This is a genomic window from Herbaspirillum sp. WKF16, from assembly GCF_028993615.1.
Classification (GTDB): Bacteria; Pseudomonadota; Gammaproteobacteria; order Burkholderiales; family Burkholderiaceae_D; genus Herbaspirillum.
In genome coordinates this window covers 3,860,121-3,879,164 of the sequence record NZ_CP118632.1, presented here as the reverse complement: position 1 = coordinate 3,879,164, position 19,044 = coordinate 3,860,121, and the positions used below count along the sequence as shown (strand labels likewise).

At 69.1% G+C, this 19,044-nt stretch carries 14 protein-coding genes; 6 read left to right on the top strand and 8 right to left on the bottom strand.

Annotated features, from left to right (window positions below; genetic code table 11):
• The first annotated feature begins 95 nt into the window (after positions 1–95).
• Both Herbaro_RS17535 and Herbaro_RS17530 read left to right on the top strand, forming a co-directional pair.
• Entirely contained in the window at positions 96–1,379 is a 1,284-nt protein-coding gene (locus tag Herbaro_RS17535; RefSeq protein ID WP_275010899.1) for a DUF3142 domain-containing protein, read from the top strand.
• Between the two features lie 37 nt (positions 1,380–1,416).
• Complete coding sequence (locus tag Herbaro_RS17530) at positions 1,417–3,936, top strand: hypothetical protein (RefSeq protein WP_275010898.1); 2,520 nt, start codon at positions 1,417–1,419, stop codon at positions 3,934–3,936.
• 64 nt (positions 3,937–4,000) lie between these two features.
• Here the strand turns inward: Herbaro_RS17530 and Herbaro_RS17525 are convergent, their stop codons facing one another.
• Complete coding sequence (locus tag Herbaro_RS17525; RefSeq protein ID WP_275010897.1) at positions 4,001–4,360, bottom strand: response regulator; 360 nt, start codon at positions 4,358–4,360, stop codon at positions 4,001–4,003.
• 167 nt (positions 4,361–4,527) lie between these two features.
• Here Herbaro_RS17525 and Herbaro_RS17520 point away from each other — a divergent pair, with 167 nt between their 5' ends.
• Positions 4,528–4,761 (top strand): hypothetical protein, encoded by a 234-nt coding sequence (locus Herbaro_RS17520; RefSeq protein ID WP_275010896.1) that lies wholly within the window; start codon positions 4,528–4,530, stop codon positions 4,759–4,761.
• A 14-nt stretch (positions 4,762–4,775) separates the two neighbouring features.
• Here Herbaro_RS17520 and Herbaro_RS17515 read toward each other — a convergent pair whose 3' ends face one another.
• The 6 genes from Herbaro_RS17515 to Herbaro_RS17490 all read right to left on the bottom strand — a co-directional run bounded on the left by Herbaro_RS17515 (position 4,776) and on the right by Herbaro_RS17490 (position 12,448).
• Positions 4,776–7,199: a catalase gene (locus Herbaro_RS17515; protein ID WP_275010895.1), complete on the bottom strand. Its 2,424-nt coding sequence runs from the start codon at positions 7,197–7,199 to the stop codon at positions 4,776–4,778.
• 190 nt (positions 7,200–7,389) lie between these two features.
• On the bottom strand, positions 7,390–8,250 hold the full coding sequence (locus tag Herbaro_RS17510; protein WP_275010894.1) for an SDR family oxidoreductase: 861 nt from the start codon (positions 8,248–8,250) through the stop codon (positions 7,390–7,392).
• Positions 8,251–8,390: 140 nt separating this feature from the next.
• Complete coding sequence (locus tag Herbaro_RS17505; protein WP_342456497.1) at positions 8,391–9,542, bottom strand: c-type cytochrome; 1,152 nt, start codon at positions 9,540–9,542, stop codon at positions 8,391–8,393.
• Positions 9,536–10,351, bottom strand: coding sequence for an ABC transporter ATP-binding protein (locus Herbaro_RS17500; RefSeq protein WP_275010893.1), 816 nt, complete (start codon positions 10,349–10,351; stop codon positions 9,536–9,538). The genes Herbaro_RS17505 and Herbaro_RS17500 overlap by 7 nt, the downstream gene beginning before the upstream one ends.
• Positions 10,345–11,367, bottom strand: coding sequence for an ABC transporter permease (locus tag Herbaro_RS17495; protein WP_275010892.1), 1,023 nt, complete (start codon positions 11,365–11,367; stop codon positions 10,345–10,347). The genes Herbaro_RS17500 and Herbaro_RS17495 overlap by 7 nt, the downstream gene beginning before the upstream one ends.
• A 40-nt stretch (positions 11,368–11,407) precedes the next feature.
• Entirely contained in the window at positions 11,408–12,448 is a 1,041-nt protein-coding gene (locus tag Herbaro_RS17490; RefSeq protein WP_275010891.1) for an ABC transporter substrate-binding protein, read from the bottom strand.
• A gap of 1,884 nt (positions 12,449–14,332) precedes the next feature.
• Here Herbaro_RS17490 and Herbaro_RS17485 point away from each other — a divergent pair.
• From Herbaro_RS17485 to Herbaro_RS17475, 3 genes are all read left to right on the top strand, one after another.
• Positions 14,333–14,902, top strand: coding sequence for an OsmC family protein (locus Herbaro_RS17485; protein WP_275010890.1), 570 nt, complete (start codon positions 14,333–14,335; stop codon positions 14,900–14,902).
• A 170-nt stretch (positions 14,903–15,072) separates the two neighbouring features.
• The gene (locus Herbaro_RS17480; RefSeq protein WP_275010889.1) at positions 15,073–15,747 is read left to right on the top strand and encodes a cysteine dioxygenase family protein; all 675 of its coding nucleotides are present in this window, start codon (positions 15,073–15,075) and stop codon (positions 15,745–15,747) included.
• On the top strand, positions 15,744–17,354 hold the full coding sequence (locus tag Herbaro_RS17475) for a rhodanese homology domain-containing protein (RefSeq protein WP_275010888.1): 1,611 nt from the start codon (positions 15,744–15,746) through the stop codon (positions 17,352–17,354). The genes Herbaro_RS17480 and Herbaro_RS17475 overlap by 4 nt, the downstream gene beginning before the upstream one ends.
• A gap of 1 nt (position 17,355) precedes the next feature.
• On the opposite strand, the gene Herbaro_RS17470 is transcribed toward Herbaro_RS17475, so the two are convergent.
• Positions 17,356–18,861, bottom strand: coding sequence for a M81 family metallopeptidase (locus Herbaro_RS17470; protein ID WP_275010887.1), 1,506 nt, complete (start codon positions 18,859–18,861; stop codon positions 17,356–17,358).
• Positions 18,862–19,044: the final 183 nt, after the last annotated feature.

Below are 19,044 nucleotides of genomic sequence, written 5' to 3'. Positions count from 1 at the left end.
TCCGGGCGTTGCGCTTTTCGGCGTCCGGCTCGCGTACAATGCGCTCCAAAACGCAGGGCCCCATTGATCCATCCGCCGCGCCAACGACGCCGTCCATGCCGCCCGCCATTCATTCCATGATCGCCACGCCGGCGCCTGCGCGTCGGCGCTTGCTCAGCGTCTTCCTGTTCGCCTGCGCCTTGCTGCTGACGGCCTGCTCGCGCGAACCCGCGCCGCGCGCCGCGTTGCCGCAGGACGTCTACATCTGGCAGCGCCAGTGGACCCCGGCGCTGCGCGCGGCGCTGGCGGCTTCCAACGCCCAGGTCGCGCGCTGGCATGTGCTGGCCGCCGAACTGGGCGTCTCCGGCCGCTGGATCGACGTCACGCCCGACAGCGCGCAACTGGCCGGCGCCGGCAAGCCGCTGCTGATGACGGTGCGCATCAACGGCCAGCTGGCGCGCTTCGACGCCGGCGCCATCGAGGCGCATATCCTGGAGCGGCTGGACGCCTGGCGCCGCGGCGGCCTGGCGCCGGCCGCGCTGGAAATCGACTACGACTGCCCGACCGCCAGGCTGCCCGAATACGCGGCCTTCCTCGCGCGCCTGAAGCCGGCGCTGGGCGCCACCGCGCTCACCATCACCGCCTTGCCTACCTGGCTTGCCAGCCCGCGCCTGGAGGCATTGCTGGCCACCGCCGACGAGGCCACGCTGCAGGTGCATGCCGTGCTCGATCCGCGCCAGGGCCTGTTCGATCCGGAACGCGCGCAACAGTGGATGGCGCAATTCGCCCAACGCACCCGCAAGCCCTGGCACGTGGCCTTGCCGGCCTACGGCTCGCGCGTGGTGTGGGACGGCAACGGCGGCATCGCCGCGGTCGAGAGCGAGCGCCCGGCGCTGGCCGGCGGCGTCGCCAGCGAGCTGGTGGCGCAACCGCGCCAGCTGGCGCGATTCGTGGCCGGCATCGAACGCGATCCGCCCAAAGGCCTGGCCGGCATCGCCTGGTTCCGCCTGCCTACCGGCGATGATCGTCGCGCCTGGAGCCTGTCGACCTGGCTGGCGGTGCTGGAGCGCCGTCCGCTGCAGGAAAGGTTGGAAGTGCGCTTCGCCGGCGCCAGCACCGGCGAAGCCGGCGGCGCGTTGCGTGAGATCGTGCTGGACAACGCCGGCGGCGCCGATGCGCCGCTGCCCGCGCGCATCCGCATCGACGCCGCCTGCGGTAACGGCAACGACGCTGGCAATGCCGCGGGCGACGGCATCAACGGCTACACCCTGGACAGCGACGCCCAGGGCAGCTACCTGCGCCTGACCCAGGCCGGCCTGCTGCGCGCCGGCGCCAGCCGCCGCATCGGCTGGCTGCGCTGCCGGGACGGCGTGCGCGGGCGCGGCGACACCGCTTCTTAGATCGCACCATAGGTCGTTTCCACAGATCGGATCCTGAATGAACAAGCTCGGCAAGACCTCCCGAATCGCCTGCGCGCTGGGCGGCTTCATCGTCATCGGCGCGGCCACGGTGGTGGCCTGCGGTCCCGACTTCCCGCTGCAACTGCTGGACGACCGCGCCGGCGCGCTGAAAAATACGCCCGCCAATTCCTTCGCCTGGGAGGCAGCCCATTTGGTCGCGCCGGGCGACCAGCTGCAAGCCGACGAAGGCCTCACCTACGAAGGCCAGCGCGAGGACGATCCCAATTCCATGCGCATGCGCGAGAAGGGCGCGCTGGACGATGCCCGCTTCGCCTTGCTCAAGGCCATGCGCGCCCAGGCCGACGGCGACGCCGCCTACGCTGCCGGCAACGGCCTGCCGCCGGCAGTGCGGCTCTACACCGCCGGCGCCCAGGATTACCGCGCGGCGCAAGGCGACGGCCAGGGACCGCCGCCGGTCGAACTGTTCGAACGCGCGCGCGGGCGGTTCGAGGCGGTGCTGGCGCTGCCGCCGCAACAGGGCGCCGAGCGCGCCGTCTGGGCCGCCTACATGCTGGGCCGGCTGCATGCCGGCAACATCGGCGCCGCCGGCCGCGACGCCGGCGCCGAGCGCAGGCAAGCCATCGCCGCCTACGAGAAGGCGCGCGCCCTGGCGCTGGCCGGCGCCGCCGATCCCCTCGGCCTGGCCGTGGCCAGCTACGGCGAGCAGGCGCGGCTCTACCTCACCGGCACGGACGGCGCGCAATGCGGCTGGAACGATTTCAACGAAGGGGGCTGCGTGGACGGCATCGCGCCGGCCGACCTGAAGCGGGCCATCCGCCTCTACGCCGAGCAGGCCGCGCGCGGCTCGGCCAACGCGCTGTCATCGCTGCAGGCGATCGCCTCGCGCGCGCTGATGGACGCCGGCAGCGCCGTCGCCCTGGTCGACGACCCGGTGGCGCAGCGGTTGCTGGTCGCCTTTGCCCTGGCGCGCATGGGCGACGTCGTCAGCGGCCAGGACGGCAGCGCCTATACCTATGACGCCGGCGCCGCCACCAGCGGCGCCTCCGGCTATGCCGACGCGGCGCGCGGCGGCGCCGGGGTGACGCCCAATCCGATCCTGGCCAACCTGGTGGACGCGCTGCGGCGGCGCAGCCTGGAGAACGCCCCCGGCGCCGACCGCATCGCCGCGCTGGCCTACCGCACCGGACGCTACGAGCTGGCGCACACATTGGCGCAGAAACAGGAGAGCGCGCTAGCCTGGTGGGTGCGCGCCAAGCTGGCGCTGCGGCGCGGCGACAGCGAGGCCGCGGCGCAGGCCTATGCCCGGGCCGCGCAAGGTTTTCCCAAGGCCGACGCCAGCCTGGAGCCCAACAGCGCCGGCCTGCTGATGGCCGAGCAAGGCGTGCTCACGCTGTCGCGCGGCCAGTACGTGGAAGCGCTCGACCAACTGCGCCGCGCCGCCCGCGCCAGTGCGCGACAAGACGGCAACTACTATTCGTCCTTCGGCAACTACGGCAACGACATGTCCTATGTCGCCGAGCGCGTGCTGACCGCCGACGAGCTCAAGGCCTACATCGATGCGCGCGTCCCCGCCTCGCCGATGCCGGCGCCCGAGGCCGTGGCGAAAGCGACCAGGAAGGAACAGGGGCCGATGGCGGCGCGCTACGCCGCCATGAGCCTGTCGCCGCCCAGCGCCGACGACCGCCTGCGCCAGTTGCTGGCGCGCAGGCTGGTGCGCGAAGGTCGGGTGCAGGAAGCGCTGCCTTACTTCCCCGACGAGCGCGACGAGCGTTTTGTCGAGAGCAGCTACGAGAGCGGCGCGGAGACGCCGGTAAGCTGGCGCACGCGCGCCAAGGCGCGCGAATACGGCGAGGCGCTGGAGCGCGCCGCGCACGGCTGGCGCTCCACCGCGCGGGCCGAGGGCTGGTACCGCGCGGCGCTTATCGCGCGCCGCCAGGGCATGGAAATCATGGGTTACGAACAGGGACCGGATTACGCCGTCTACGGCGGCGGCTACACCTACGGCGCCGGCCGCGACGGCTCGGTCTACTATGATGCCGGCAACGGCGGCAAGCCGCGCCCGGCCACCGCGCAAGGGCGCGCCGAGGCCGACCTGGCCGGCCCCTTCATCACCGCGGAAGAACGCAAGCGCTACGCCGCCAGCGAGGCACGACCCTACAAGCGCTTCCACTACCGCGACATCGCCGCCGACTACGCCGCCAAGGCCGCCGACGAATTGCCGCCGCGCTCGCAGGCCTTCGCCGCCGCGCTGTGCCAGGGCGTCAACTTCGTGTTCTACGACGCCCAGCGTTCCAGCGAGCTGTACCGCCGCTATGTGAAGCAGGGCGCCGCCGTGCCGTTCTCGGTGGACTTCGGCCAGAACTGCGTGGAGCCCGACTTCGCCGCCGCCGCCCGCTTCCCCTATGTGCAGGCCTGGCGCGGGGCGCGGACTTGGGTGGCGCGGCACCGCGCGGCGTCGGCCGCGCTCCTGCTGGCGGCGGTGTTGGCCGGCGCGGGCGGCATCGCCCGCTACCGGCGCCGCAGGCGTCCTGCTTAAGGCGCGCAAGCAATGAAAAAGGCGGACATGCGTCCGCCTTTTTTTCACTGCCGGCCAGCCGTGTTCAGTTGACCAGTTCCCGCTTCAATTCGGAGATCAGCGCGGCGCTGAGCGGCGCCTCGAAGATAAAGGCCCGCCATTGGCCGTCCACCAGTTTCAGTTCTCGCTCATCACGGCACAGCAGGATCACCGGCACCTTGCTGAAGCCGGCGTGCGCCTTCAGGTAATGCGCCAGCCGCAGGCCGCTCATGTCGTCCATGGACACCTGCGCCAGCACCAGGTCGGGCTGGCCCTGGGTCATCAGCTCGATGGCGCTTTGCCCGCTGGGCACGGTCTTGGTGTCGATATCGTTAAAGGCCAGCCATTCGGTCAGGGCCCGGCGTTCTTCGGGGCGGGAGGCGGCAATCAGTGCGGTCTTGTTCATGGTCGGCGCTCGCGAAAGGTGATCGGTGAGCCGATGTTGAACCTTCCCTTGCCGATGAGCTATCGGGCGATTCCTGATTTCCCCGCGGCAGGGGAGTTGTCTTCCCGCCTATCGATTTTATTTTGCAGTGCACTATACTTGGGGAAGATTTCCATTCGGAAAAGTTCATGCAATCCCTCACCCACACCTGCCGCTACCGCGACCACGAGATCAGCATCGTCGGCTTCGAGATGCTCGACGGCTGGCACCTGGCCGTGCAGATCAAGCCGCTGTGGAAGCCGGCCTGGCCGGCGTGGCGGGACAAGCAGGGCCGCTATGAGGATTTCGCCGAGCTGCAGGCCGCAGGCCTGGCCTGGGCCCGCAAGACCGTCGACGCGTACTTGCCCGCATTGCAGGCCTGACAAGCCTCACATTGTCAGGCCTGCGTCTCCCTTCCCAGCTCGCGTTGCCCGCCCAACGCCTCGATGAATTGCGGCAGCAACTCGGCCAACTGATCGGCATCGCCCACCGCCAATGAGAAGTCGTCGTCGCCGCTGGGCAGCGCCGCCGGCAGTTCCGCCTTGTCGATGACTGCCGTGGCGCTGCCCAGCGCCAGGATCGGCTTGCAATGGCGATACTGGTCGCGCATGAATTCAGCCACCAGCGGATCGGCGGCCAATAGCATCGAGGCCTCTTCGCCGTCGGCAATCACTACCGCGTCGTACAGCGCCGAAGGCGCGGCCGACAGCGTGATCTCCACCTGCAGCGCGGCGCCGTCGGCGCCGGTGACGGCGCCCAGCTTCTGCCCGACCAGGCGCGGCACGGCGCCCAGCTGCAACAGCTGTTCGTAGATCTCGGTGATGGCGCCGCCATCCACGCCATCCGCCACCAGCAACGCCACGCGCTTGGTCGCCACTCCGGTCTGGCCTGGATAGGCCGTCAGCGACAAGGCCGGCGAGGCCGGGTATTCGGTGGGCGTGGTCGCCTGCGACGGCGCCGCTTCCGGCACAGCGATGCCCAATCCTTGCGCCACCTGTTCGGCCAGCAAGGGGTCGACATTGACCAGCAGCGACACCACGCGCTGGCGCACGGCCGGCGTCTGCACGCGCGTCAGTTCGAAGCGGAAGGCGTTGACGATGTGCAGCTGTTCAGCCGGCGTCTGGCTTTTCCAGAACAGCAGCGCCTGCGAGTAATGGTCGGCGAATTTCTCCGGCTTGGCGCGGATCTTGTCGCCTTCCTCCGTCTGCGGGAAGCTGTGGAAGCCGGCCGCGCCGGCCTGGAACGGGCAGCCGCCGCCCAGCGAATTCGGTTCGTAGGCCACGCGGCCCCGGTTCAGCGTCTGCCGGTGCATGCCGTCGCGCTGGTTGTTGTGCACGGCGCGCAGCGGCGAATTGATCGGCAGCTCGTGGAAGTTGACCCCGCCCAGGCGGCTGATCTGGGTGTCCAGGTAGGAATGGATGCGCCCTTGCAGCAGCGGGTCGTTGGTGAAGTCGATGCCCGGCACGATGTGCGCGGTGCAGAAGGCCACCTGCTCGGTCTCGGCGAAGAAGTTGTCGGGATTGCGGTCCAGCACCATGCGGCCGACCGGCACCAGCGGCACCAGTTCTTCCGGCACGATCTTGGTCGGATCGAGCACGTCGAAGGGCAGGCCGTCGGCTTCGTCTTCCGAGAAGACCTGCAGGCCGAGCTCCCATTCCGGCGCGGCGCCGGCTTCGATGGCTTCCCACAGGTCGCGCCGGTGGTAGTCCGGGTCGGCGCCGGCGATCTTGACCGCCTCGTCCCAGATCAGCGAGTGCGTGCCGGCCACGGGCGTCCAGTGGAACTTGCAGAACACCGACTTGCCGTCGGCATTCACCAGCCGGAAGGTATGCACGCCGAAACCCTGCATGGTGCGGTAGCTGCGCGGGATGGCGCGATCCGACATCTGCCACAGCAGCATGTGGGTCGATTCCGGCATGAGCGAGACGAAGTCCCAGAAAGTGTCGTGCGCGCTGGAGGCCTGCGGCATGCCGAAGTGAGGCTCCGGCTTGAGCGCGTGCACCAGGTCGGGAAACTTCATCGCATCCTGGATGAAGAAGACGGGGATGTTGTTGCCCACCAGGTCCCAGTTGCCCTGGTCGGTGTAGAACTTGACGGCGAAGCCGCGCACGTCGCGCACCGTGTCGGCCGAGCCGGCGCCGCCGGCGACCGTGGAAAAGCGCGTGAACACCGGCGTGCGCTTGCCGTCCTCGGCGAAGGGCGCGGCGCAGGTCAGGTCGGTCAGCGCCTTGTAGCACTCGAAGTAGCCGTGGGCGGCGGATCCGCGCGCATGCACCACGCGTTCGGGGATGCGCTCGTGGTCGAAGTGGGTGATCTTCTCCCGCAGCAGGAAGTCTTCCATCGCGGTAGGTCCGCGCAGGCCGATCTTCAGCGAATTCTGGTTGTCGGCCACGGGCACGCCCTGGTTGCTGGTCAGCGCCTGGCCGTCATCGTCGGCGCGCACGCGGTCCAGCGAGTCGGCCAGCGCATTGCCGCCGGGCACCGGGCTGCCGGCGCCGGTCTTGGCCGAGGCATGGCTCTCGCTCACGGTGCTGGAGCGCACTACCGGGTCGGGCGCCTCCACGGTGAAGCCTTCGGGCGCGACGGCGTTTTGCAGGCCGATCTCGCCGGGCTTGTTGGGGTTGTACGGCTGTGCGGCGGCCACGGCGTTGGAGCCGGCGATCTTGGCCAGCAATACCGACGGCGAATGCTGGCCCGCCGAGAATCCCGGCTTGCCGTCGGCCGGCCCCGAGACGGTGGAGAGCACTGAGCCGGAACCCGGCGCGGCGGTCTTGGCGGAGGCGGGGGATTTCTTTGCTGCGGGGGATTTCTTGGTCGGCATGGCGGACTCTCGTATCAGGTGCTGCACTGGGAGGCTGGCTGGGATGAAAAATGGGGGACGACAATGGGGAGCTGCGGAGGAAATGCGCGACGCCGCGCATGGGAGACGACAGCATAGGCGGCCCTCAGGGCGCCGCCCATAGGACGCCGCCGCTACCCCCGGTCAGATAGCCTGAAGAAGAGCTTGGCGCTTAGCCGTTGATGATCTCGCCACCATTCGGGTGCAGCACCTGCCCGGTCATGTAGGACGCCCCTTCGCTGGCAAGGAAGACATAGGCGGGCGCCACTTCGTCAGGTTGTCCCGGGCGGCCCAGCGGCACGTTCTTGCCGAACTTTGCGACTTCTTCCGCGTTGAAGCTGGAGGGAATCAGCGGCGTCCAGATCGGTCCCGGCGCCACTGCATTGACGTGGATGCCGGCCTGCGCCAGCTGCTGCGACAGCGATCGCGTGAACGAGACGATCGCCCCCTTGGTAGCCGAATAGTCGAGCAGGTGCGCGCTGCCGCGGTAGGCGGTGACCGAGGCGGTGTTGATGATGCGCGCGCCGCGCGTCAGGTAGGGCAGCGCTTCCTTGACCATGTAGAACATCGAGAACACGTTGGTGCGGAAGGTGTGCTCCAGCTGCCCGGCCGAGATGTCCTCGATGCCGGCCGCCGGATATTGCTGCGCCGCGTTGTTGACCAGCACGTCCAGCCGACCATAGGCGTCCATGGTCGCCTGCACCGCCTGACGGCAGAAGTCGGGTGAGGTGATGTCGCCCGGCAGCAGCAGGCAGGGCCCGCCATGCGCCCCGCAGTCGGCCTGCGTGCGGTGGGCGTCCTCGTGTTCGTCCAGGTAGACGATGGCCAGCTTGGCGCCCTCGCGCGCGAACGCCAGCGCCACCGCGCGGCCGATGCCGCTGTCGCCGCCGGAAATGAGCGCGGTCTTGCCTTCCAGCCTGCGCCCCGGCTGGCCGGCCGGTTGCGCCTGCGGCGGCGGGTTCATCTGCCGCTCGCTGCCGGGTTGGCGCGATTGATGCTGCGGGGGAAGGGAATCGGGTTTGTCGTCGCTCATTGTGGGCCTCCGCCATGCTGGACTCCGCCCATCGTAGGGGCGGCGAGCGCGGCGGTATGTCGGCCGGCGGCGCGACTTGCGGTGCGCCGCCGCCGACGCCGGTGCAAGAGGTGCTGAAGATGAGCTTCGGGAAAGCAGCCTCAGTGCACGAAGCCGCCCTTGATGAAGCGCACCGGATCGGCGTCCATGGCCGCGATCAGCTGGTCGATACCTGCGCCCGCGGCGCTCGGGGCGGCCTGCGCCGGTGCGATCGGCGAGCGGCACAGCATGTCGCCCTGCGACCAGGCGCCTCCGTTGCTGCGGGCGCGCAGCCAACCGTCGCGGTCGGCCAGCAGTTCGACGCCGGCCAGCTTGTCGGCCGGGGTGGCGGTGATGATGGCAATGGCGCGCAGGCTGTCGGCATCGGCGCTGGCGCAGTCGATGTCGCCCACCGCGTCGCCGCCGGGCTTGCCCAGCCGCACGCTTTGCAGGCGCGGGTCTTCGGTGGCGGCGCGGCCGCCTTGTCCCACCACCAGGCGGATGCGCTGGCCGCGCCATTGGCCGGTGCTTGCCGCGGCCGAATGGCGGCAGGCCAGCGCCAGGTCGGGCAGCGCCACCGGGCGCGGCCAGGCGCCGGTATCGGCGATGCCGACGCCGGCGGCGTTGGCCTTCATGTAGTCGATCAACGCCCAGCTGTCGGCCACGCTGAGCTTGCTGCCGAAGCCGGGCATGGCGCCCTTGCCATGCCGCAGGCTCCAATAGACGTCGCCGTCGAAGCGGCGCCACAGCAAACCGCTGGAGAGGTTGGGCGGCGCCACCGGCAGCGACAGCGCCAGCGGCGTGTTGCCGCGGCCGTCGGCGCCGTGGCAGGCGATGCACTGCTGGCGGTAGACCTCTTCGCCGCGCACGATGGCGGCGGCGGAGAAGCCGGTGGGGGAGGTGTGGAAGGTGGTCGGCGCGGCCTGCGCCGTGAGCAGCTCGCGCTGCGGCCAGGGCGTCAACAGCGCCAGGGCGATGGCGGCAATGAACAGCGGCGCGCGCGCCCGCCGCCAGGCCAGGGCCCATGCCGCCAGCAACAGCGCCGCGCCGGTGTAGCCCAGCGCCGCCAGCAGCGCGCGCGCCACGTTGCGGTCGATCAGCATCACCTCGCCCGACAGGCGCAGCGCGAACGGCCAGGCCGGCTGGCCGTCGACGTCGGCGGCCAGGCCCAGCAGCGATAGCAATTGCAGCGCTCCTTGCTGGAGCAGCTGCATGGCGCGCAGCATCAGGTTGATGCAGGCATCCCAATCGACGCCGAGATCAGGCGTTACCAACTTTCATCCAGCCCCAGGTGGCGCGCCGCCTCAAGGCGCAACTGCGCCAGGCGCGCATCGCCGCGATGGCGCGGATAGGGCAGGTCGACCTTGATCTCGGCGCGGATGGCGGCGGGACGCTGGCCGAACACGATCACCCGCTGCGCCAGGAACAGCGCCTCCTCGATGTCGTGGGTGACCAGCAGGGCGGAGAATTTCTGGCGCTGCCACAGCGCCACCAGCTCGCTCTGCATGGTCAGGCGCGTCAACGAATCGAGCTTGCCCAGCGGCTCGTCCAGCACCAGCAATTGCGGGTCGTTGACCAGTGCGCGCGCCAGCGCCACGCGCTGCGCCATGCCGCCGGAGAGCTGGTGCGGGAAGGCCTGCGCGAATTCGCCCAGGCCCACCAGCTCCAGCGCGTCGTCCACGCGCTGCCGCTGCTGCTTGAGGATGCCGCGCGCCTGCAGGCCCAGGGCCACGTTGTCCCACACCCGGCGCCACGGGTACAGCGTCGGATCCTGGAACACCACGATGCGCGAGGGATCGGGCTTGGCGATGGGCTGCCCGTCCTGCTCGATGCTGCCGGCGGTGGCCGGCTCCAGCCCCGCCACCAGCCGCAGCAGGGTGGACTTGCCGCAGCCGCTGGGGCCGAGCAGGGCGACGAACTCGCCCGGCTCCACCGTCAGCGAGATGTCGTCCAGCACCTGCAGCAGGCCTTGCTTCTTGCCCTCCTGGCGGGCGAACCAGTGGCTCACGCCGCGCACGTCGATGCGCGCGCCGGCGGCGGCGTCTGCCCGGGCGATGTCTTTCGTTTCGGTAGCGCTTACCATTTGACGGTTCCCTTCTGCCACGACAGCGCGCGGTCGCGCACCTTGAACAGCAGCGTGATCAGGCCCGAGCACAGCACGGCCATGACGAACAGCGCCGCATACATGTTGCTGTAGGCGGCCCAGCCCTGCGACCATTGCAGGTACCAGCCCAAGCCCGCCTTCACGCCCATCATCTCGGCCGTCACCAGCACCGAGAAGGCCGCGCCCAGGCCCATGAACAGGCCCACGAACACCTGCGGCAGCGCCGCCGGGATCGCCGCCCGCAGCACCAGGAAGGACTCGGAGGCGCCCAGCGTGCGCGCCACGTCGTAGTAGCTCTTGTTGACCGCGGCCACGCCCGACCAGGTCAGCACAGCGACCGGGAAGAAGGTCGCCAGCGCGATCAGGAACACCGCCGCCGCATAGCTGGACGGCGCGAAGAAGAAGGCCAGCGGCAGCAGCGCCGAGGCCGGCACCGGGCCAAGGAAGCGCAGCGCCGGATGCACCCAGTAGCCGGCGATGCGCGACCAGCCGATCCACACGCCCACCACGAAGCCGACCGCGGCGCCGCTGGCAAAACCGTGCGCCAGCAGCCGCACTGAATGCGCGGTGGACAGGCCCAGCCGCGACCAGTCTTCGGCATACACCTCGACCAGGCTTTGCGGCGGCGCGAAGAAGGGCGACGGCAGCACGCCCAGCTTGGCGGTCAGCACCTCCCACACGCCCACCAGCAGCGGCAGCACCACCAGCCACTGGCCGGCCGCGCGCAACAGCTCGGTGACGCGCTCGGTCAGGCGCCCGCCCAGCGACAGCGCGGCCAGCAGCGCCGCCGCCGCCAGCGCGGCATAGCCGAACTCGTCGGTGTAGGCCCAGTCGCTGAAGCCGACCTCCTTGTTGGGCCACTTCAGCACCAGCACGCCCAGCGCCAGCCAGACCGTCGCCGCCGCCAGGCCGGTGCGCCACAGCGCCACGCCGGCCGCGCCGGCTGCCTTGGCCCGCAGCGCCGGGCGCGGCAGGCTCTCGGTTGTCGTCGTCATGTGTTTCTCCTTCTTGCAGTTGCGCCGCGCGCGGCCGGGTTCAGGCCAGCACGTCCACGGTCACGTGGTTGGCGAAGCGGGTCGGATCGGTGCTCTTCTTCAACACGCCGGCGGTGTGGAAGTCGCGCGCGAAGTACTCGACCTCCGAACGCAGCGCGCCGCCGGTCGGGTGGTTGTGATAGGTGAGGTCGGTCAGCAGCGCGCGCAGGTCCGCCACCGGCACCTTGGGCGAGTACTTGGCGTACAGCTTGGCCGCCTCGTTGGGGTTCTCGGCCACGAACTCGGAGGCCTGGATGATGGAGCGCACCACCGCCGCCGCTGCCGGCTTGTTGTTGCGCACGAAGTCGCCGCGGGCGCCGGTGATGCAGCAGATCTTGTCCTTGTATTCGCCGGTGCCGCTGTTGCCGATCTCGGTGAAGACGCCCTGGTTACGCTTCTCGATCAGGTAGATGTTGGGGTCGCCGTCGGCGATGGCCTGGATCTCGCCCTTCTTCACCGCCACGTCCAGCAGGTCGGCCGGGTAGACGCGCCATTCCACGTCCTTCTCGACATCCACGCCGCGCTTGGCCAGGTGGATGGCGAAGAAATTCTTGGCCGGGCTGTTCAGGTCGGACACGCCGATGGTCTTGCCCTTGAGCTGCTTCCAGTTGGTCACGCCGGCCTGCTTGGCGCCCACCATGCGCAGGCAGCCGCCGTGCGCCGCGCCGATCACCTTGACGTCGAAACCCGCCTCCAGCGGCTTCAACCAGCGGTGGATCAGGCCCACGCCGACATCGGCCTTGCCGGTGGCCAGCGCTTCGAGCAACTGGTCGGTCGAGCCGCCCCAGTTCAGCAGCTCGACCTGCAGGCCGTTCTTCTCGAAGATGCCTTTCTCCTGCGCCACCACCACCGGCGAGAGGCAGAACGCCACCGCGCTCCAGGCGAAGGTCAGCTTGTGCGGGGCGCCGGCCGACCATGCGCTGCCGGCGGCCAGGGATCCCCCGATCCCGGCCAGCGCGGCGGCTCCGCCGGCGCGCAGCACATCGCGGCGCGACCAGGAGGAGGGTTGGTGTTGTTCAGGCAGGAGGAGATCTTTTTTCATTTGCTCATGGCTCCACTGGAAGTGACGGGAAAGGATCAGGTGCGGCGAAATGCCGCAGATGGAGAAATATGGCGCAAGCGCGGGCGCGGGCAAAAGAATAAGAATGCGGATCTATATGCAGCTTTTCGCGCATGTGCTTATGCTGTTTGCGCACATGGTGTGTTGGCGATGTTGGTTTGACGAAAGTCCTTGGACTTCTGCTTTTGCAGGAATGGCGAGTGAGTGTGGGGAGGGTCTTGACCGTGTGAACGTGTTGCCTACCTCTTCCCTGTCGTCCCGGTGCAGACCGGGACCCAGTGTCGGTTGTCGCGCTTTTTTGGATTCCGTTTGGACTAAGTAAATCTTTGGGCAGTCTGGTCTTGCTGCATGCAGATGTACCGGCTCTAGCCTTATCTTTCTCCGGTCGGAGGTGAGCGCCGGGGGCGGCCCGGCAGCCGCTCACTTTCTTTGGCCCGCCAAAGAAAGTAAGCAAAGAAACCGGCCCCTAAGTGCCAGCCCCTTCGGGGTGCCCGCCGGAGCGACGCAAAAAGTGGGGTCGTCAGAGTCGCTGCGCTCCGACTGACGCCCTGATCCACTTTTTGCGTCGCGCCGACGGCTGGCCCACAAGGGGAAAGCGTGTCCGGCTCGCCTGCGGCCTCGCGCTGTCTCCGACTCGCCTGCGGCTTTGTCTTGCTTGCGCCTCGCCTTCGGCTTTGATGCATTGGCTCACTGTGTTTTTAATCCGTCGTCCCGGCGCAGGCCGGGACCCAGTGTCGTTCGTTGCGCTTCCTTGAATTCCGTTCGGACTGAGTAGCCGCTTTGGCGGCGTATCGAAGTCGGCGTGGATGGCGTCTTTGTTTGGGTAGTCTGGTCTTGCTGCATGCAGATGTACCGGCTTGATACTTATCTTTCTCCGGTCGGAAGGGAGCGCCGGGGGCGGCCCGGCAGCCGCTCACTTTCTTTGGCCCGCCAAAGAAAGTAAGCAAAGAAACCGGCCCCTAAGTGCCAGCCCTCCTTCGGAGGGTGCCCGTCGGAGCGGCGCAAAAAGTGGGGTCGTCAGAGTCGCTGCGCTCCGGCTGACGCCCTGATCCACTTTTTGCGCCGCTCCGACGGCTGGCCCACAAGGGGAAAGCGTGTCCGGCTCGCCTGCGGCCTCGCGTGGTCTCTTACTCGCCTGCGGCTTTGTCTTGCTTGTTGCTCGTTGGTGGTTCCTTGGGCGACTCACTATCTCATTTAATCCGTCGTCCCCGCGAAAGCGGGGATCCAGCGACTTTCGTTGCGCCTCAGCAGACTCCGTTCGGACTGAGTAGCCGCTTTTGCGGCGTATCGAAGTCGGCGTGGATGGCGTCTTTGTTTGGGTAGTCTGGTCTTGCTGCATGCAGATGTACCGGCTTGATACTTATCTTTCTCCGGTCGGAAGGGAGCGCCGGGGGCGGCCCGGCAGCCGCTCACTTTCTTTGGCCCGCCAAAGAAAGTAAGCAAAGAAACCGGCCCCTAAGTGCCAGCCCTCCTTCGGAGGGTGCCCGTCGGTGCGACGCAAAAAGTGGGGTCGTCAGAGTCGCTGCGCTCCGACTGACGCCCTGATCCACTTTTTTCGCCGCTCCGACGGCTGGCCCACAAGGGGAAAGCGTGTCCGGCTCGCCTGCGGCCTCGCGCTGTCTCTTACTCGCCTTCGGCTTCGGGTGCTTTCTCTCGCCTGCGGCATCGATTCTTTGGTTCGCTATCTCAATTAATCCGTCGTCCCTGCGAAAGCAGGGATCCAGCGTCTTTCGTCGTCCTGCCGATGCGCCAATGCGCATATCCATATGCGCATTGCTTCGTTGCCGGGCAGGAGGGCGCGGCCGGACACTGTCTGTCCATCCGCAGCGTCCGGCTGCGCCCACTGACGACAAGAACGAGGACGCCATGACATCCCTGAACCATTACCTGAGTGAAAAGCGCAGCGCCGTGCTGGCGCGCGAGGCGCTGATCGAAGCCGGCAACGCCGGCCCCAATGCGCTGGTTGCGCGCGTCTCGGCCGAGGGACGCAGCGGCGTGCGCCGCATCCGCATCCGCGACCACCAGGTCATCAGCGACAGCCCGCCGGACTTCGCCGGCTACAACCTGGGGCCGAGTTCGCCCGAGCTGCAGCTGGGCGTGCTGGGTTCCTGCGTGACCCACATCTTCCTGATCCAGGCGGCGCACCGCCAGGTGCCGATCGATTCGCTGGAGGTGGAGGTCACCGGCCGCATCGACCCGCGCGGCGGCCGTCCCGGCCATGAGGCGATCCCGATCTGGCCGCACGACATCGGCTATGTGGTGCACCTGGATTCGCCGGCCTCCGAGGCCGATGTGAAGGCGCTGTTCGAGGCGGTGGAGGCGACGTGCCCCATCCTCAACCTGCTGCGCAATCCGCAGGCTATCCGCGCCGAGGTCAAGCACAAGCGCACCGCGCCGCAGGACAAGCGCGCCGGCGCCGAGGACGCCATCGCCTGAGGCGAGCCGGCATCGATCGACGCTGCGGCAAGCCGGCGGCTTCCATCGGGGCCGCCGGCTTGCCGCGTTCATGTGGGCCTTCGGCAGGAAGGCCGGAAATTGCATATAGTTGTGCCTTGCCAGGCGCAGACCGGCATCCCGGGGATGACGGGACAACAAGGGAGCGAGACATGACCGTGCTAAATATCGCAACACCAGCCCAGGCGGCGCCCGCCAAGCCCGCGCCGTTCGCCGCGCCCGTGCGCGGCAAGAACCTGTGGCGCCTGCGTTCCTTCATCACCGATTTCGCCGACCTGCTCTCCACCGCGCCGGTGGAGGAGACCATCCTCTACGTCGGCGGCGACCTGCTGCGCCAGCTGGTGGTGCACGACGACTGGCTGCCCGACGAATTCGCCCAGCCCGATCCGCAGCGCTACCGGCAATACCTGCTGCATGCCGATTCGGCGCAGCGCTTTTCCATCGTCAGCTTCGTCTGGGGCCCGGGCCAGCGCACGCCCATCCACGACCACACGGTATGGGGCCTGATCGGCATGCTGCGCGGCGCCGAGCACGCGCAGTCGTATTCGCTGGCGCGCGGCGCGCCCGAGCAGATCGGGCCGCCGGTGCTGCTCAAGCCGGGCGCGGTCGAGGCCGTCTCTCCCAATAGCGAGGAGCTGCACGACGTGCACCAGGTCAGCAACGCCTTCGACGATCGCGTGTCGATCAGCATCCACGTCTACGGCGGCAACATCGGCGCCGTACGGCGTTCGGTCTACCAGCCGGATGGGCAGCGCAAGCCGTTCATCTCCGGCTACTCCAATTCCACCCTGCCCAACATCTGGGATCTTTCAGCAGAGCAGCAATGAGCCTCGTCCACCAGACTTCCCCGATTCCCCTCGTCACCTACCCCGAAGTGCGCGCCGCGCTGCTGGCGCGCGAAGAGATCGCCCTGCTCGACGTGCGCGAGGAAGATCCGCACGCCGCCTCGCATCCGCTGTTCGCCGCCAACCTGCCGTTCTCGCACCTGGAGCTCAACGCCTACGCGCGCATCCCTCGGCGCGACACCCGCATCGTCACGCTGGACGATGGCGAGGGCCTGGCCGCGCGCGCCGCGCTGCGCCTGCGCGCCTTGGGCTACACCAATGTCGGTGTGCTGGCCGGCGGCGTGCGCGGCTGGCGCGAGGCGGGCGGCGAGCTGTTCCAGGACGTCAACGTGCCCAGCAAGGCCTTCGGCGAACTGGTGGAGGCCCGGCGCCATACGCCTTCGCTGTCGGCGCAGGAGGTCAAGGCGCTGCTCGACGACAAGGCCGATGTAGTGGTGGTCGACGCGCGCCGCTTCGAGGAATACCAGAACATGAACATCCCCGGCTCGGTCAGCGTGCCCGGCGCCGAGCTGGTACTGCGCGTGCGCGCGCTGGCGCCGGATCCGGCCACGCGGGTGATCGTCAACTGCGCCGGCCGTACGCGCAGCATCATCGGCACGCAGTCGCTGGTCAACGCCGGCATTCCCAACCCGGTGCACGCGCTGCGCAACGGCACCATCGGCTGGACCCTGGCCGGGCAGCAGCTGGAGCACGGACAGGCGCGCCGCTTTCCCGAGCAGGTCGATACCACCGGGCGCGAAGAGGCCCGGCGCCAGGCGCGCGCGGTGGCCGAGCGCGCCGGCGTCAGGCGCATTGCGCTGGAAAAGCTCGGCGAGCTGGAGCAGCCGGGCCGCACCCTGTATCGCTTCGACGTGCGCACGCCGGAGCAATATCGCGCCGGCCACCTGCCCGGCTTCCTCTCCGCGCCCGGCGGCCAGCTGGTGCAGGAGACCGAGATGAACGCGCCGGTGCGCGGCGCGCGCATCGCGCTGGCCGACGACGACGGCGTGCGCGCCGACATGACCGCCTCCTGGCTGGCGCAGATGGCGTGGGAGGTCTACGTGGTGGATGGCATTTCGGCGCAAGACCTGGCGGCCGCCGGCGACGCGCCGCGCGCGCTGCCGCCGGTCGCCGTCACCGACCAGCAACGCGTCAGCCCGCAGCAGTTGAAGGCCTGGCTGGATGCCGGCAACGGCACCGTGGTGCTGGATTTCTCGCTCAGCGCGCGCTATGTCGCGCGCCACATCCCCGGCGCCTGGTTCACGCTGCGCTCGCAGATCGGCGAGGCGGCGCGCAAATTCCCGTCCGCCTCGCGTTTCGTTGTGACCTGCGGCAGCTCGCTGCTGGCGCAGTTCGCCGTGGCCGACCTGCAGGCGCTGGCGGCGCAGCCGGTGTACCTGCTCGAAGGCGGCAACGCCGCGTGGGAGCAGGCCGGCTTCGCGCTGGCCGCCGGCGAGGAGCGCCTGCTGTCGCCGCGCATCGACCGCTACCGCCGTCCCTATGAAGGCACCGACAACGCGGTCAGCGCGATGCAGGCCTATCTCGACTGGGAGTTCGGTCTGGTGGAGCAGCTGGGGCGCGACGGCACCCACGGCTTCACGGTGATCTGATTCAGCCGGCCGGGCGCCGGCGTATCTGCTCCGGCAGCTTGGTCCAGGGCAATTGCGCCGGGTCGAGCGGGAACGCTCCCGGCGCGGCGCACACCAGTATCGCACTGGCCACCGGTGCGAAATCGGCGCGGAAATGCACCGTGCTCTTCACCGCAATGATGTCCAGCCCTTCCGGCTCCAGGCCGACGAAGCGCAGCAGCGCGAGGTCCAGCAGCTGAACCGGCTGCGATACCACGATCACCTGCACGCGCCCGATCGACAACAGCGCGCTCGGCCCCAGCGTCAGCCGGTAGCCGCGGAACACGCTGCCGGTGGCGTCGACGGCGCCGTCATGCAGGCGCTCCACGCGCGCCGATGCGACAAAGGGCGCATCGCCGGCGATGCCCGAGCGTCCGCCCAGCGCCAGGTCAAGTTGCGCGCCGACGCCGGCCGCGTGCGCCGCGGCCGCCGCCTGCGGATCGACCAGCAGGCCCAGCGCCGCGTTGGCGTCGGCGCGCACCAGTTCGCGCAGCAAGCCGGTGGTGTCGGCGCTGCCGCCGGCGCCGGGGTTGTCCTGGGCATCGGCGATCACGACCGGGGCGTTGCCGGCCTGTCCTCCTTGCCTGATCTCCAGCGCGCGCCTGACCGCGCCGCGCGCATCGAAGATCTCGCCGTTGAATTGTTCCCGCGCATCCAGCACGGCCCGCAGCAGGCGCTCCGCGCCGGCCTCGGCCTGCGCCTGGTCGACGCCGTAGGCCCACGCCAGCGGGCCGCATTCGGCCACGTCGGCGGCCGGGAATCCCATGGTGAAATTGGCCGGCGCATCGCTTTCGTCTTCCAGCGCCTGCGTCATCGCTTGCAGCGCGCGCGCCGGCTCCAGGTCGGTGCATTGCCAGCACATGGGAATGAGGAAGGGGATGCGGCGCCACGCCAGGCTCGGACGCCCGCCGTCTGCCAGCAAGCGCGCCAGCCGGGCGAAGGCGCGTGCGCCGGTGGCGGCCATGTCGATGTGCGGGTAGGTGCGATAGGACAGCAGCAGGTCGGCTTGCTCCAGCATCTGCGGCGAGACGTTGGCGTGCAGGTCGAGGCTGGCCACCAGCGGCATGCGCGCGCCGATGGCCGCGCGCACGCGGCGCAGGATCTCGCCGTCGGCGTCGTCGATGTGTTCGGCGACCATCGCGCCGTGCAGGTCGAGGTAGACGGCCTCGGGCCGGGCTTGCGCCAGGCCGTCCAGCAGCAGCGCGCTCATGCGCTCGAAGGCGTCGCGCGTCACCCGCCCCGCTGGCCCGGCCGCGGCCCAGGCCAGCGGCAGCAGCTGCGCGCGGGGATCGCCCTGGGCCGCGCCGATGAAGCCGGCCACGGGAATGTTGCGTGGCGCCTGGCCCGGCGCCGGCGCCATTGCATCCAGCAGGGCGGCGCCTTGCAGCAGGCCGGGCCAGGTATCGGCCGCGACCAGGTTTTCCCAGCGCGTGGGGACGGGGCTGAAGGTGTTGGTTTCATGCTGGAAACCGCCGATGGCAATGCGCATGCGAAGTTGTCCTGTCGATAACGGATGGCGGCGCGGCCGCAACGCCTGCCGACGCTAACAAGATGCGGAACGATTCGTCAAAGTCGAATGTCGCATAAACTTATTCGGAAATCTGATTTTCCCTGGGTGTTCCGAGAACCTAAACTCATGCACTTTGCCTGATTTGCGCCCCATGTATCCATG

Coding starts and splice junctions, on each gene's coding strand:
- Herbaro_RS17535 (WP_275010899.1), top strand. CDS start 96: ATGCCGCCCGCCATTCATTCCATGATCGCCACGCCGGCGCCTGCGCGT.
- Herbaro_RS17530 (WP_275010898.1), top strand. CDS start 1,417: ATGAACAAGCTCGGCAAGACCTCCCGAATCGCCTGCGCGCTGGGCGGC.
- Herbaro_RS17525 (WP_275010897.1), bottom strand. CDS start 4,360: ATGAACAAGACCGCACTGATTGCCGCCTCCCGCCCCGAAGAACGCCGG.
- Herbaro_RS17520 (WP_275010896.1), top strand. CDS start 4,528: ATGCAATCCCTCACCCACACCTGCCGCTACCGCGACCACGAGATCAGC.
- Herbaro_RS17515 (WP_275010895.1), bottom strand. CDS start 7,199: ATGCCGACCAAGAAATCCCCCGCAGCAAAGAAATCCCCCGCCTCCGCC.
- Herbaro_RS17510 (WP_275010894.1), bottom strand. CDS start 8,250: ATGAGCGACGACAAACCCGATTCCCTTCCCCCGCAGCATCAATCGCGC.
- Herbaro_RS17500 (WP_275010893.1), bottom strand. CDS start 10,351: ATGGTAAGCGCTACCGAAACGAAAGACATCGCCCGGGCAGACGCCGCC.
- Herbaro_RS17495 (WP_275010892.1), bottom strand. CDS start 11,367: ATGACGACGACAACCGAGAGCCTGCCGCGCCCGGCGCTGCGGGCCAAG.
- Herbaro_RS17490 (WP_275010891.1), bottom strand. CDS start 12,448: ATGAAAAAAGATCTCCTCCTGCCTGAACAACACCAACCCTCCTCCTGG.
- Herbaro_RS17485 (WP_275010890.1), top strand. CDS start 14,333: ATGACATCCCTGAACCATTACCTGAGTGAAAAGCGCAGCGCCGTGCTG.
- Herbaro_RS17480 (WP_275010889.1), top strand. CDS start 15,073: ATGACCGTGCTAAATATCGCAACACCAGCCCAGGCGGCGCCCGCCAAG.
- Herbaro_RS17475 (WP_275010888.1), top strand. CDS start 15,744: ATGAGCCTCGTCCACCAGACTTCCCCGATTCCCCTCGTCACCTACCCC.
- Herbaro_RS17470 (WP_275010887.1), bottom strand. CDS start 18,861: ATGCGCATTGCCATCGGCGGTTTCCAGCATGAAACCAACACCTTCAGC.